Source organism: Cyanobacteria bacterium GSL.Bin1 (assembly GCA_009909085.1).
Lineage (GTDB): Bacteria > Cyanobacteriota > Cyanobacteriia > Cyanobacteriales > Rubidibacteraceae > Halothece.
The window spans coordinates 1-13,822 of record JAAANX010000100.1; the positions used below are offsets into that span (position 1 = coordinate 1).

The 13,822-nt window shown below is 43.3% G+C and carries 20 protein-coding genes; 4 read left to right on the forward strand and 16 right to left on the reverse strand.

Annotated elements, in window-relative coordinates; all coding sequences use genetic code 11:
* Nucleotides 1–415 precede the first annotated feature (415 nt).
* The 4 genes from GVY04_13755 to GVY04_13770 form a co-directional block, all read right to left on the reverse strand.
* Nucleotides 416–1,030: a hypothetical protein gene (locus GVY04_13755; GenBank protein ID NBD17158.1), complete on the reverse strand. Its 615-nt coding sequence runs from the start codon at nt 1,028–1,030 to the stop codon at nt 416–418.
* A 141-nt stretch (nt 1,031–1,171) separates the two neighbouring features.
* Nucleotides 1,172–1,606, reverse strand: coding sequence for a four helix bundle protein (locus tag GVY04_13760; protein ID NBD17159.1), 435 nt, complete (start codon nt 1,604–1,606; stop codon nt 1,172–1,174).
* Between the two features lie 79 nt (nt 1,607–1,685).
* Entirely contained in the window at nt 1,686–2,378 is a 693-nt protein-coding gene (locus GVY04_13765; protein ID NBD17160.1) for a hypothetical protein, read from the reverse strand.
* A 5-nt stretch (nt 2,379–2,383) separates the two neighbouring features.
* Nucleotides 2,384–2,815: a hypothetical protein gene (locus GVY04_13770; protein NBD17161.1), complete on the reverse strand. Its 432-nt coding sequence runs from the start codon at nt 2,813–2,815 to the stop codon at nt 2,384–2,386.
* Between the two features lie 239 nt (nt 2,816–3,054).
* Between GVY04_13770 and GVY04_13775 the strand changes: the two genes are divergently transcribed.
* On the forward strand, nt 3,055–3,225 hold the full coding sequence (locus GVY04_13775; protein NBD17162.1) for a hypothetical protein: 171 nt from the start codon (nt 3,055–3,057) through the stop codon (nt 3,223–3,225).
* Between the two features lie 146 nt (nt 3,226–3,371).
* The gene (locus tag GVY04_13780) at nt 3,372–3,512 is read left to right on the forward strand and encodes a hypothetical protein (GenBank protein ID NBD17163.1); all 141 of its coding nucleotides are present in this window, start codon (nt 3,372–3,374) and stop codon (nt 3,510–3,512) included.
* 275 nt (nt 3,513–3,787) lie between these two features.
* Here GVY04_13780 and GVY04_13785 read toward each other — a convergent pair whose 3' ends face one another.
* The 4 genes from GVY04_13785 to GVY04_13800 form a co-directional block, all read right to left on the reverse strand.
* Entirely contained in the window at nt 3,788–3,925 is a 138-nt protein-coding gene (locus GVY04_13785; protein NBD17164.1) for a hypothetical protein, read from the reverse strand.
* Between the two features lie 730 nt (nt 3,926–4,655).
* Complete coding sequence (locus GVY04_13790) at nt 4,656–4,931, reverse strand: hypothetical protein (protein ID NBD17165.1); 276 nt, start codon at nt 4,929–4,931, stop codon at nt 4,656–4,658.
* A 494-nt stretch (nt 4,932–5,425) separates the two neighbouring features.
* Nucleotides 5,426–6,535 carry an ISAs1 family transposase gene (locus tag GVY04_13795; protein NBD17166.1) on the reverse strand — a complete coding sequence of 370 codons (1,110 nt, stop codon included), beginning with the start codon at nt 6,533–6,535 and terminating at the stop codon, nt 5,426–5,428.
* A gap of 420 nt (nt 6,536–6,955) precedes the next feature.
* Complete coding sequence (locus GVY04_13800; GenBank protein NBD17167.1) at nt 6,956–8,227, reverse strand: ISAs1 family transposase; 1,272 nt, start codon at nt 8,225–8,227, stop codon at nt 6,956–6,958.
* Between the two features lie 169 nt (nt 8,228–8,396).
* Here GVY04_13800 and GVY04_13805 point away from each other — a divergent pair, with 169 nt between their 5' ends.
* Nucleotides 8,397–9,596, forward strand: coding sequence for a hypothetical protein (locus GVY04_13805; protein ID NBD17168.1), 1,200 nt, complete (start codon nt 8,397–8,399; stop codon nt 9,594–9,596).
* Between the two features lie 76 nt (nt 9,597–9,672).
* Here GVY04_13805 and GVY04_13810 read toward each other — a convergent pair whose 3' ends face one another.
* The 8 genes from GVY04_13810 to GVY04_13845 form a co-directional block, all read right to left on the reverse strand.
* Nucleotides 9,673–10,059: a DUF2384 domain-containing protein gene (locus tag GVY04_13810; protein NBD17169.1), complete on the reverse strand. Its 387-nt coding sequence runs from the start codon at nt 10,057–10,059 to the stop codon at nt 9,673–9,675.
* Nucleotides 10,060–10,176: 117 nt separating this feature from the next.
* Complete coding sequence (locus GVY04_13815; protein NBD17170.1) at nt 10,177–10,389, reverse strand: hypothetical protein; 213 nt, start codon at nt 10,387–10,389, stop codon at nt 10,177–10,179.
* A 165-nt stretch (nt 10,390–10,554) separates the two neighbouring features.
* Nucleotides 10,555–11,181 carry a GNAT family N-acetyltransferase gene (locus GVY04_13820; protein NBD17171.1) on the reverse strand — a complete coding sequence of 209 codons (627 nt, stop codon included), beginning with the start codon at nt 11,179–11,181 and terminating at the stop codon, nt 10,555–10,557.
* A gap of 253 nt (nt 11,182–11,434) precedes the next feature.
* Nucleotides 11,435–11,842, reverse strand: a complete 408-nt coding sequence (locus GVY04_13825) for a PIN domain-containing protein (protein ID NBD17172.1) — start codon at nt 11,840–11,842, stop codon at nt 11,435–11,437.
* Between the two features lie 2 nt (nt 11,843–11,844).
* Nucleotides 11,845–12,084: an AbrB/MazE/SpoVT family DNA-binding domain-containing protein gene (locus tag GVY04_13830; protein NBD17173.1), complete on the reverse strand. Its 240-nt coding sequence runs from the start codon at nt 12,082–12,084 to the stop codon at nt 11,845–11,847.
* A gap of 398 nt (nt 12,085–12,482) precedes the next feature.
* Nucleotides 12,483–12,689: a hypothetical protein gene (locus GVY04_13835; protein NBD17174.1), complete on the reverse strand. Its 207-nt coding sequence runs from the start codon at nt 12,687–12,689 to the stop codon at nt 12,483–12,485.
* Nucleotides 12,628–12,930, reverse strand: coding sequence for a BrnT family toxin (locus GVY04_13840; protein NBD17175.1), 303 nt, complete (start codon nt 12,928–12,930; stop codon nt 12,628–12,630). Before GVY04_13840 ends, GVY04_13835 begins: the two co-directional genes overlap by 62 nt.
* Before the next feature lie 197 nt (nt 12,931–13,127).
* Nucleotides 13,128–13,376: a hypothetical protein gene (locus GVY04_13845; protein NBD17176.1), complete on the reverse strand. Its 249-nt coding sequence runs from the start codon at nt 13,374–13,376 to the stop codon at nt 13,128–13,130.
* A 129-nt stretch (nt 13,377–13,505) separates the two neighbouring features.
* On the opposite strand from GVY04_13845, the gene GVY04_13850 reads away from it, so the two are divergent.
* The gene (locus tag GVY04_13850) at nt 13,506–13,706 is read left to right on the forward strand and encodes a hypothetical protein (protein ID NBD17177.1); all 201 of its coding nucleotides are present in this window, start codon (nt 13,506–13,508) and stop codon (nt 13,704–13,706) included.
* Nucleotides 13,707–13,822: the final 116 nt, after the last annotated feature.

A 13,822-nucleotide genomic window follows, 5' to 3' on the forward strand; every position in this document is an offset into this window, starting at 1 on the left:
TTTTGTATCAATCCAGTTATAACCACCTTTTTGTAACTTAGTACGATCTTCACGATTAAAATCATGTCCTAGATGTTCGCGATCACGGTTGGTTGCAAAGTACTTAACATACATATTTTCTTGATTACTGAAATTCCTAAAAATTGACTGTCATATGTTATTTTGATCAAGTTATGAAAGGAATTATAGCAATCAGGAGTCAGATGTGAGAAACTAATTCCCTCGTCCCTGTACTCGTCGCCTCGAATGTGGCTTCTTCTCATGAATCATTCCTGACTGCTATAGCTGCACTATCCTAACCTATATAGTTCCCATTCCATACTGATCTTTCAACAGTGCGATCACCACTTTTTGCCATCCCGTACTACTTAATTGGTTTTTACGATGTAAGGAGCGTAATCGCGCTGCCAGCTAACTATCCAGGTTTCTGAACGCGCCACAAACTCTGATTGCCTTCCTGATGCGCCCGAATCAAGCGAAACCCACAATAATTGACCTCCGGCTTTCTCGCCAAGGTCGAAGGCGCACGATTGATGATTTGGGCTAATCGCTTCGTTGGAATCAACCACCCGTTATCTGCAATCCGTTGCAACGTTTCCAAATCTTCTAGCGTATCTTCGTTGCTCGCCCGGATCGCTTTCACGGTACTACTCACTGTTGTTTCAATCACCTTCTCCAACACGTCCGGCGACTCGATGACTGATGCTTGCGTTGCCAGCTGATTACCATTTCTCTTGATGGTTGCTGTTGAATGATTGCCATTGCGTTCAGTTTCCTCCTCAGAGCGCAACGTTTCAGTTTCTTCCTCAATTTTAAACTCACGGATAAAGCCGGTAATGTAGCCCCCCGCTTGGATATACTCGTGCAACTGGTCCAGCAACGCCAGTTCCTCTCCCGTGACATAGGACTGTCGCCCAAACTTAGTGGGAATAATGCCTAAACCTTTGAAGCGGTTATACAGCACACTGCGCGTGATGTTATATCGCTCCATTAACGATTTGACGGGAAAGCGATCTATTTCAGATTCCATTGCAACTCTCTACAATCTTTCTACTCTTAGCCTAGCAATTCGTTTGTTTTTTGCAACTACCTGAACAATTCTTAACTTGCGTCAGCGTTGCCAAAACAGAGGAGGGGACACGGGAGACACGGAAGACAAGGGAGAATTTCTCTACTTACCAATTACCCAGCGATGAGGATGATTAATTATGTTTACTAATCCACTTAGAACTTGATTGTAAATTCCGTAAAGTTCTCTTCCTTGTTCTAAATCCAAATATTGGCATTTAACAGCATCGTCGGGCGTTCCCTTGCGCGGGAAACCCGCGCGGGGTCCCTCCTCAATTTTCAGCCACACTTGAGTTTCTGCTGCTTCTGCTTCACAATCGCTCAGTTTTGCCTTGAATGCAGCTTCATATCTTCTCTTACGCCAAGCTTCGGCTAAGTTAGCACAAACTGAACGAGAAGATCTTCGGATCTGATCAGTTAAAGAATATCGTTCTTCAACTGGAAATGTCTTTGATAAGTTAAAGATTTTCATTGCTGCTTCAAAAGCCATTTGATAAATAATTAACTCTTCATGACTTTTGAGAGATTCTTTTCCCATTTCTCCCTTGTCTCCCCAATCCCCCTTGTCTCCCTTGTCTCAATTTACCAACAAACTAATAATTATTGAATCAATTCACTCACTCCAGCCAATACCAGAAACTTTCGGGAGAATAAGGGACTCGCGCCTGCAAGCGATGTTGCAACGTCTGCTGAGAAATAATTGCTGTGGGTTTAAGTTGGTCCCAACATTTGCGGGTTAGTTGATAGAGTTTGCGGATATAGGTAAATCGGGCTTGCGCTTCATCGGTGGAAAAGGGACTAATATCGGGATGATGGTGTTTCACCAGTTGTTTGTAGTTAGCTTCCAACTCCGTGAGCGTTTTCGGGCTTCCTAACACTCGCATCGCCGGAGCTTCTTGCGTTCCATTGAGAGGAGGACCCGAAGGCAGAATGCGTCCAGTGAGGAGTAAGAGCGTAAACTTTTCTAGGCGCGCATAGCGCTCACTGTCTGATTCCGTTTCCGTTTCCGTTTCTGCTGTTGCTGTTGCTGATTGGTAATGATTGTCTGAGGGAAGATCCGCAATCGGTTGCAAGCCTTCGGGTAACGATCGCGCAAAATCTAATTCTTCTCTGGCTGCGAAATGCGCCAGTTGCAAGCGGTCTTGCTTTCGTCGCAAGTCTAAATCATGAGCTTGTTTGAGTTGCGCGATCGCGTTAGCCGTCCAAGTACTACGGACAAATTGATAGAACCCGAGGAGTGCTTCAACCGCTTGTTGATGCGCCGGGTTAAGAGTGGTAATTTCTTCGAGTTGTTCCAGAGAATAAGTCATCACAATTAAACCTCACCCACCTCATTGAGAACTTTTTTGACTTCGGTTTCTTTCAACTGCAGTTGATGAGCAATTTCGAGAGGGGTCATGCCAATGGAATAAGCAGCAAAGATGTCTTGTTCGGTCGAAGTTTCCCCACCAATGAGACGCATATGAGAGGTATTTTCTCGTCCGGCAATCAATTTCTCATCTAAACTTTCAAATTCGGGGAGTTGAGCCTCAAACTCAGAAACCGGATGCGTTTCTCTTTCATAAGCCAGACAACGAGACGTTTGAGCTTGCGTTAATTCTGAAAGGATATGTTTCGCCTCACTAACGATTTCACTCCAGGTTTCCTCACACGCTTCTTGAGCGGCTTGCTCCATTTTCACTTGGAGTTTACTGCTGAACTGCTGGCGTGCTTCCTGCTTGATGTTGTCGCCGTAGCGAGATGCCATCTTTTCGGTGAGGGTATCAATGGCACGATTGAGTTTGTGCTGATTCTGGCTTTCGTATTCACTTATGTCTGGAGCATATATATGGTACAGACATAATATAACTCAATCTCGATTTGTTGGCAATACATATGAGAGATAAAAAAGAGAACCCGGTCAACATCCCTTAACTTATAGCGATTTAAATAACATAAAAATTATGATATGGTGCTATTTATTAAGTGATGAATAGGAGAGCCGTCATGGATGAAATGAGTTTGATTCTTGATGTTTTACAGTGTTGGTACCAACAACGGCTTTCGAGAGACCAATCCTTGGAAGTTCTCGTTACGATTGCTCGCAGTCCCAGAGGTCGAAGCATGATTGAGCAAGTGCGAGAACTACTTGGGCAAGCGCTTGAAGAGTTCTCTTAATTACTTCTGGCTGCCTATTGTGATTGATATTTTATTTAAAAATGATATAAATTAGTAGTATAAAAGATTTAGTTCATGCTATGTGGTTCATTCCGTTCCTCAAGTAAGTGCTGTGTGTCCGGCACAGCACTTGCTCCTCTAAACGTTTGACCATTGGACTTTTTCGGGTTTCGGTTCCGCTACCTCGTTGGGAAGAGAAGACTCATGCGATTGCGACAGCAGAAAATCTGGACCAGAATGTTGATGTGGTTGATGGCGGAGATTTTACTCAATTGGGTGGGTTTTGATAATCTTGCCGACTACAGTGAATTTGTTTTTGAAAAGCGCTCTGTGATGTTGGTGCGTTTCAACACTGTTATTACTTAACTGATAAGTGCTTTTGTTGAAATCGGGAGAAGAATCAGTTAAGGCTTGAGCGATCAAACATCCGACGCTATGTCATCATCTTGGTGAAAGCGAGAGGTGATACCGTAGGAAACGTTACAGCGTATCCAATTTTGCACGGCTCTCCTCTTTACCCCGAATAGAGTTCCTTGTGAGTTTTGATTTGACAGGCTGAAAATTACTGGGAGACCGAATCTACGGATGGGGAGTCGACCTCAATCAAGTTCTGACGACGTTGGCGATAGTCAATCACTAGTCGAGAGAGTTCGGTGGTCAGCAAAGTGAGGACAATTCCATCATCGATCCAGCCCACAATCGGTAAAAAATCAGGACAAGGTTATTCCCACTCCTAAGCTCTTCGGTTAGCGACAACATCAATTTTTTGGCCTCTGAGCGAGCGTTAGAGCGACAAAAAACGTCAAGGTTCCTCCTAACAAGCCTAAAAGTAACCAAACTAGACGACTGTAACCTTTATTAGCCGCAACGAGAGCGCCTATGCTACCGATGAGACAGTGCAGGAAGAGTAAGGAAGTAAAAAAATCTGACATTTAAGGTGATCTCAACCGGTAACACACCAACTTACATTGGCCAAGAGTCATCCGTACTCCGCCGTAAGACGACGGAGCCTGCGGATGACCGTTGGTTAAAGATTACGCCTTCCTAAACGGAAGGCGCCTGCTTTGACCGTTGGTCATTGTTAAGTTGTTCTGGAATTGGGTTGAGGAGGGGTGTATTTTATTCCCCCCTCAGAAAACTTAGTGACCAAAGTAGGGTGAATAGAACTTGTCCTGTTCCACTTGAATTTGTTGACTGTTCAGCTCAGTGTTAGAAAAGGCACTGGAGCCATTAACGGCAGCATTGCTCGTGTTCGACTCTTGGATCAAAACTTGGCCTTGCGGCTCGTAATCGTAGAAGCCATTGCGTTCTAACTGAATTTGCTGATTGTGAAGTTCAGTATTAGGCGTTTGCGTAGCAAGCGAACCAAGAGTAACGCTAAGCCGTCCATTTTTCTGGACAAAATGGCTTAAAGTCTTACCTCATCAAAGTTACATTGGTGGCAAGCCCATCTTTTCTCTCAGAATAGCTCTTTGTTCGCGGTGACTAAGAGATGACAATTCTGGCTCTGGTTCGGCTAGACGATGCCGAAGCTTAACACCAGCAATCATCGAATTCGGTTCCACCTCACTCTCTGATGTTGGAGATAGAGTTCCTGATAATTGATCGAGATTGGCAGCAACTCGCTTCAGCACTCGCAGTACCCACGAGCGATCGACACCTACATCGGCTGTTCTTGAGTCTGATTCGGCACGGAGATTGACCACAACTCTTTCACCACGGGCTAATTTCTCCAACCAATCGATATACCAACGAATGACTTCCCCTTCATCGGCTAACTGTTGTTGTCACTCAAATAGCGACGGTTTCTCCCCACCATCTGATTGGGCATCCATCTTGATCTTAGAATCTGGTCGGTCGGTCAGCCAATCAGGGATTTGACGTGCTTCATCAGTGTGTAACAGTTGATGGACTCGGCTTGAACTCAAGCCAGTAACTTCAGCAATCTTTCTGATTGATAAACCTTCAGAATGCGCCAAGCGCGATCGCCCAGATGCGCTCTCGCTCCACATCTTTGATTCGATTTGTTGCCAAGCGTAAACGGTTCGTCAGCCGTTTTTCCTTCAAATCTTTCTCTTTAAGCTGCTCTCGTGATTCCATACCGTTGAGTTTATCAGCTATTTCTGGGGCTTGTCCACAAAATTGGACGGCTTAGCGTTGTTAATTGTTCGCTTGCTACGCAAACGCCTCTACTTTTATTTTAATTGGATGGTTCACGCTTAAGTAAGTTAACACTCAAACGGCGTAACAACCCCAAGTTCTCCGCAGCGTGCCCCTGACGAATCCGACTGGCATCTTCATTAAAGGTGACATCTAGTACCCAATGCAGACTATTGTCAATACTCCAGTGAGAACGAATCAGCCGATTATGCCGCTGGGCATCCGCTTCGAGACTACTGATATAGAATCGAACTTTGGTCGTTGTTTGATTCCATAATTGTCGCCGACTCCGAACCATCACGACGGTGGTTAAGCCCAGCCATTGACTTTGCCGATGTAACGTTGGTAATTGATGTACTGGCACCGCCCACACCTGACGGGTTTCTATCCGATGATGCCCAGTCTCCACCGTCTCGGAATAGCTGAACTCAACCCCCTGCCAGGAAATGGCTTCAGCTTGCTTGAACCAATCTTCGATTTGCTGGCTGAGCTTTCCTTGATTGCCTTTAAGAGCGAGCACATACTCTCCTTCGCCCTGCTTGATTTGGGCCGCAATCTCCAGCTGGGTCCCCATGGCATCTAGGGTGACCACCGCCCCCTTGAGGTTAAACAACTTCAGCACTAGGGGCACGGCCGTAATTTCATTCGATTTGCTATCAACTTTCTGTTGAGCCAGTACCAACCCATGGTCACTGCTCCAGGCACTTACACTATGCAGTGCTTTAAGTTTACCTTCTCGATCGTAGGAACCTTTGGCTGTTTTCCCATCCACATGAATCAGTTCGAGGTTCAATTTCTCGGTGATGCTGCTCACCCAAGCGAGAAAGCTGTTCTCTAGCTCCTGCGGCTCAAGCATGCCTAACACACGACCAAAGGTATCGTGAGATGGAATTCCATGGGGTAAGTCTAAAAACGTCTCTAGCCATGGCTGCTTGGTTTTACCGTAGGTGGCAATCGCCACAAACCCATCTGCTCCTGAGAGCACTGCCAAAATCGCAATGGTGATAATCGCAACCAAGCTATGATCTTTGGTGCGCTCTACTCTGGGGTCCTGCAGATGTTGAAAATGCTTGAGAACGCTCTTTTTCAGGATTTTAGCTTCTTGTTCCTGCTGAGGTTTGAGAACGAGCTTGCCAAAGCCTTGGGCCATGATGAATTACCGAGAAACATCAAGCTTCAGCTTAACCGCTTGCGCTCATCCGAGACAACCTTGACGTAGACAAGATTCGACCCCATCAATCACAACACTTGTCAAGTACAATTTATACCAAATAAGATGCGATTACCCTGCTATTTTCTATATTTGTCCATAATTCTTCTAGTGTCCCTTTTTTCCATAAAATGAATAATTGACTTATTACACTACTTAAAATTAAAAGATTTATTCCTGTTTGGTAGTTTTTAATTACTTCTTCTATGATTAGTTCCATTGTTTTATTTTTCTAAGCAAATTGGTGTTATTCTACCCAACACAACTCCATGCTTTTCAATGTTTTTAAAACGCTTACTCTCGTCCCAATCAAAACTTAACTCTGGCATAGCGTCATTGAACAGGGTAAGAGCACCTCAATTAGGCTTGACAAAAGGCTTTGAGAACCGTCATCATGTAGTCATTGTTCATCGCCGCTCGTTTAATTTTTTGCCTTAAACTGCGTTTGAGAGTCGTTTCAGAGTTGAGAGCGTTAATTGCCATCCGCCGCAACAAGGCGAAGTGGCGAGGACTATGGCCAGAGCGAATGCGCCCTTGGTCTTCGTTGAAAGTAACATCCAAAGTCCAATGGAGTCGGTTTTCAATCCCCCAATGTTCACGAATCGCGCGACCATTGAGCTGAGCGTCTGCAGGTAAAGAACTTAAATAGTATTGCACTTCATGAGTAGTTCGATTCCACAAATGTCTGACTCTTTCGACTCTGATGATGCTTTGGAGACCGAGCCATTGTTCTTGCTGGTAAAGACCGCCAAAAGCCGAGAGGGGAACCGCCCAAACCTCTCTGATTTCCCGACGATGGTGTCCGGTTTCTACCCGTCGGTCACGGCTGAGTTCATAACCATCAAAATTAGTTGCCAAAGCCGTCTCAAACCATTGCTGAACCTGAAAATAGAGAGTCGGATGATTAGCTTTGAGGGCAAGAACGTAATCGGCATTTTTTTGGCGAAGCTGTCGGACAATCTCAGTCTGAGTGCCCATCGCATCAATGGTCACAATCGCTCCACTCAGATCAATTAATTCCAACAGAGCTGGAATAGCTGTAATTTCATTAGAATAGTCTTCGACTTTCACCTGTCCCAGCACTAAACGTTGCTCACTGGCCCAAGCGGTTACTAAATGTAAGGCTTTGCTGCCAGCATTACGGTCATAGGAACTGCCGACCCAGCTCGAATTCAATTCGAGCTGGAAAGCGGCAGTGCATTCCGCACCCTTGAGAGTTTTCCCATCAATGGGAACGACTTCTTGGCTGAGGGAACCAAGGATTTGTTGCAACCATTTGGCTAACACTTGTTCTAAGGCTTGAGGGTTTAACTTTTCAAAAAGGCGACGGAAAGTATCATCGCTTGGGATACCTTCTGGAAGCTCTAAAAATTCTTCTAGCCATTGCTGTTTACTCAAACCATAATTTTCCAGATCTTCCCACCCTTCGGCTCCAGCAATTACCGCTAAAATAGCAATGACTAAAATATCTTGGAGCCGGTGTTTTTGGGTTCTTTGGCTTCTCGGGTCGGGAACTTCTTCAAAAGAATGGGAAAGGCTAGAGACTAAAGTCTCTATTGAAGTCATTGCCTTCTTTTTACTATCTGAAGTCAACTGAGCTCTTGACTTTTTCGGTGCAAATCCTTTCCCCATCACTCGCTCTCTCTCTTGAGTTGTTTTCAACATTTTAGAACTGAACTCAACTCCACTGCTTGAGTTCTTTATTGGTTTTTTGTCAAGTACAATTGATACCTAATTAGATGAGCTTACCCTGCATAAAGACTTTACTTTTGGAGTAAAAGATTATCCTTTGAAGCGAATTGTGATGCAACTTCCTATGGTAGAGCCTCTAAAGGAATGTTTAAGAAGCAAAAGTATTTTTCTTGAAGAAACAATGTTTATATCAAATATTGAAAAGAATTTCTTTATTACCTTCAAAGAAATCAACGAAATTACAGTCTATAAAAATTTGTCTTTATTTGATATCATTCAAATGCAAAGGCTATTTACTTTTATGTTTCTTCTTTTTTGGGAATACATAGAAGATAATGGTTTGAAAGGAACTGATTTATTCTGGCGATCTATATTACCAGTATTTGAACTTGGTGCATTTAAAGACTTTTTGGCTCAATTTTTTAGTCAAAAAAAAGTAAATTCTTTTTTTGAATTGTTTGCTTGGTCACCAGAAAAAAATAAATTTTTTGACCTACAAACTTACCCATTTATTATGCTCAATGAGTGGGTAATTTTGCCTTTGGGAATTTTGTCCAATTCTAATCTTTGTAGAAATATCCTTCAAGCCACTGGATTCAGATTTGATTCTGAATCATCTCAAGATCCAATTGTTTTTGCAATGGAAAGATGTTTAAAGGAAGTATCTTCTATATTTCGATCCAATTTAAAGTATTCGTTTCAAGGAATTGATGGCGAAATCGATGTATTAGCTGTCATAGATGATTACATATTTATATTTGAATGTAAAAATTCTTTGCATCCCTGTAGTCCATTTGAGTTAAGGACTACTTACGATTATATCAAAAAAGCTGCAAAACAGTTAAGTGATTTCCAAAAATTATGGCAAGAAGAATTATTTAGAGACTACATAGCTCATAAGATTAAATCGCAAAAATTGCCATCAAAACTATCCTTATGCATTGTGACAGGAAATCGAATGTTTCCGGGTTGGCGTGAAGAAGGGTATAGTGTCCGATCAGTTCATGAGCTACTTAATTTTATAAACAGTGGAGAATTTCGGATTCATTCTTATGATTCTTCTGCTATAGATGAAAATAGAAAAACTACTATCTTTAAACTATGGAAGCAAACAAACTTTAATTCAAAAGATTTATTCAAATATATTGAAGAAGATTTTATTCATAAATATTACTTTGAATCTATGATTAAAAGAGAGACAAAAATTCAGTTTAAAGATAAAATTTTAACTAAAGAATCGTATGGTCTGGATATGAATAAGTTGCTCAAGCAATTCATAGATAACTTTAAGATTGTAGAGGAAAGCTAGCCTGATCAGAGCAACTCCGTCCTTCTTTCCACAAAGATTTTTCCTATCAGCTACCTGATTGGAGAAGGTAACTCGATTAAGACCACTGGCTTGCTTCAGCAGAACGCGCTTGTTCAATGACTTGCTCTTTTTTCCCTTGTTTGAGAGCTTCGATAGGCGTAAGGTTGTCTAAGTAGGGATTGGGTCGAGTCAGCCACACCATCCTGGCATAATCCGACAATTGGAGAGCTTTGATCACCTCTGGAAATCCCTCGACTAGACCATCAGACCCTTCTGGATCAAATTGCCAATAGGGAAAATATAGCTTTCCATTATCCCGAATCGCCAGTAACGTTTGACTCCGCACCCGATCATGAGGCGTTTGACGCGACGTTCCCAACAGTTTTTTTGCCACTTCAGAAGCAGTAAACGCCCCTTCTAGCAACTCACGGCGACGCTGAAAGTGCTGTGCCAAAGTCTCCATCTCTAGCTTAATGCGTTCTTCTCGACTAAAGGAACGACCCGCGATTTCTTCAGCAAGGGCATCTTCTTCGGTTAAAGCGCGATTATCATCCTCATTCCATACCGTTGAGTTTATCAGCTATTTCTGGGGCTTGTCCACAAAATTGGACGGCTTAGCGTTGTTAATTGTTCGCTTGCTACGCAAACGCCTATTACTAATCGCAGTTGAACCGTTGACTGCCGCATTTTGCGTATTGGCGCTTTGGACAGACGTTTGGGCTTGTTGAGCAGCAGCGGGAGTGGCGAAAGCAACAACAGCGATGAAACCGAAAGCAAGTTTTTTATTAATCATAAGAGTTTTTTTGGACTCAGTGTTTCTAAAGGCTAAGAAATTTGGTGTGTTGTCCTTTAGATATGTTGAAGGAGAAGAATGTATGCATTTGTTATGAAGTGGCAGTGATTTAGGGAAAGGCGCGATGTGGCGAAGCCACCGCCCTACGGGCATCGCGCAAACCCTTCAAGGTGATAACGCTAAAACCAAAGAACCAATTCTAAATCCTCCCAAGCGGATCACTTTCTCTTGCACTAGCTGAAAGCCCATTGATTCATATAGCTTTTTCGCTCTCACATTATCAACATCAACGCTGATATAAACTGAGCCTGCATGAGTAGCCGCTTCATCAATACAATTGGAGAGTAACTGTTGACCAATCCCTTGATTGCGGTATTTGGAAGTCACAGCCAGATTACTAATATAAAAGCTCTCCTGCGGATAATCTTGCTGTAAAACCAAAGGAAGAATGAAGCGTTTCACCAATCCTAACCGTAATTGTTGACGGTAAGTAAGTCTTTTAAAGTCAGTATTGACAGACAGCTTTTTAGCAGGAACCATGATAGCCATCCCCACCACTTGCTCGGCGATCTGGGCAACACGAACATACTGATAGCTAAACCGATTCTCAGACCCTTGGACGAGTTGAGTAAGGTTCTGGATCGCCTGAGAAACAAACATTAGCGAAAATAACTCGGGTGATGACTCATCAATTAAACTGGCAACCTGTTCTGGATTATGTTGTTTCAAGGACATGGGGAGATAATCAACTTTTTCACCAGAGCGAGTGATCCCTTGATTTTGAATTTCCATACTTTAAAATCTCCAAAGCACTCTTTCAGGAATAGATATTTCGCGATCGCGCTGCACCTGAGTCGGCCAGAAGCAATTGCGGCCTAACCCCTCAATTTTGCCTACGAAACTCCCAAGGTGGCGTTCCCGTTAATGTGTATTTTCAGCAGCCTCAATGATCACGCCCCGATTCGGACAATTCCCGCTATAACGCCGATAATGCCAAGCGTGACTTTTTCTAACTAACTCAGCATTGATAAAAGTTTCCCCTAGGTTAGTTGCCTGAAGATAACCAGTTTTCCAAGTTCAAATTGGGAACTCGGGAAAACTCACGAACGTTGTCTGTTACCAAAGTCATACCTTCTGCTAGGGTGTGGGCAGCAATCAGGAGATCATTGGGACCAATAAGGTTTCCAGATTGCTCTAATTCTGTGCGAATGGCAGCATAATATTCAGCGACCGGGGGTTCTAAGGGCAAGATGGTTAAGGCGACTAGAATTGCTTCTAAATTGTCTTGCAGTCGTTTTGAGCCCTTCTTTTTAGCACCAAACCGGAGTTCACAGGCGACGATGATACTGGTATAGATGTTAGCTTCGCCTACTTGCTTAATTTGATGTGCGACAAGCCCTGTTGGTTTTTTCACGAGATCGGAAACGATATTTGTATCCAACAAGTAAGACACGGTTAAAGCTCAATTTCCTCTAGGGGCGGCAATCCTTCGTCAACATCGGGAAAGTCTTCATCTAATTGGGGAAGGGTGGCTAAGACGGCTAACAAAGAAGGCTTGCCAACGGGTTCGATAATGAGACAGTGATTCTCTTTGCGGAGGATGACTTCATTACTGGGCAACTGAAACTCACTGGGAATTCTCAGCATTTGTTGGTCTCCATCGCACCAGAGATGTACTTGGCACTGGCTTTCCATAACTAATCATCTCAACTTTGTCATCTTTCTAATCTCCAGTATGACAGGCTGTTAGGCTTAGGGTTGAGTTCGGGTTTCAAGGTTTGGCTAAGGCACAACGTCAACGTTGGCTTTTGATCCACTCCAACGGCTAAAAGCACGTTGGAGTGGATCAATTGATTCAGAACTGGTATCCAAATTTTCTGGCTCAGACGAGCTGGATTGAGCTACCGTTTCAATGATCGTTTCCTTAGTATCAGTTGTACTAGGGTCAGTTTGAACGTTAATCATCTCAAAGATTAGGGACAACTGTCTCTTCCTCCCGGTAACTGAGTGTTCTTGATTTTAACTAAAAGATTACTAATTACTAATTGCTTTGTGCAAGTTAACTTTTTCCTAACGCAGTGAAGCGAAACCCCCTATTCGACAAAAGTCAGAGGAGGGCAATCAACTGCATCTTCCCAAAATTCCTCATCTGTATCAATCGCATCAGGGTCATCAGCGATCGCGGCTTCAATTTCTTCATCAGTCATTGCTCGTACCCGTTCCCAATCTGTTTGATCCTCAGCTTTCCAAATTTCTTCTCCCGAAACCTGGGTCTTGTTTCCTGTAGAGTTCGCGCTCATATTTTTTGGCCGGTCTAGCACTAATCAACCTGATGGTGTTTGCTCGTTCTACAAAAACGACAACTATAACATCATTCCCTATTTTACCAATAGCTATTTTTCTCTCTTCTCCGCCTTTTCGAGTTTTCTTCTGAATCGTATTGCCCCAGAAAATTCTAGAAGCAACATAGAAGTCAATTCCATGTTTTTCAATGTTTTTAAAACGCTTACTCTCGTCCCAATCAAAACTTAACTCTGGCATAGCGCCATTGAATAATGCCTATATTGATTTTCTCATTTCCATCACCACACGATGTTGCAAAGCTATCCTTATATTTTGTATTTTGCCTCAGTTTCAATCCCAAGTGCCCCCGTAGGACAGGATCGAGGAGTGAAGAACAAATCGAAATAACCATGAATTCCCGTTAAGTCGCGATCGCGCTTCCACTTCAATTTTTCCTACGAAACTCCCTCCGGCGGCATCCCCGTTAACTGTGTACTGTTAGCCGCCTGCACAATTTCGCCCCGATTAGGACAGTTCCCGCTGTAACGCCGATAATGCCAAGCATGACCGGCTCTCACCATTTCCGCATTAATGAACGTTTCCCCTAGAAAAATTTCTGCCACCGTTCTCCCATAAGGGTCTTTCTCAATTAAATTAACTCCGATGCTTACGTTATTGGGTAATTGAGATTGAGCTTTGGGCAGTCAGCAGAGCGCACTATTATCAAGTTTCCAAACTCGCCACTCAAGTCTCTTCTCGCGCTTGCAAGCGATGGTCAGTTTTTTAGGTTGTGTAATGGTAAGAGAACAGACCTGATCTTTTGGAGCGAAGCGATGTTTAAGGAAAAAATCATCCAAGAACTACAAAATATTCCTGAAGACAAACTTTCGGAAATTTACGACATCATTCACCACTTTCGTTTAGGGTTAGAGCAAGAACACCATCCTCCTCGAACCCCTGGCTCATTAAAAGGTCAACTCGGAGATGCTTTCTTTGAACCCTTGCCGGAAGAGGAACTGCGCCAATGGGAATAAGCTTAAGGGATGACAAGGAACATGTGAGGCAGGTATGGTATGCTTTTAAGCCGACCCCTGTTCCGAAAAAAAGGTTGCTTGAGTGAGCAACCCCATCAAAAATATGCTTCCTCCAC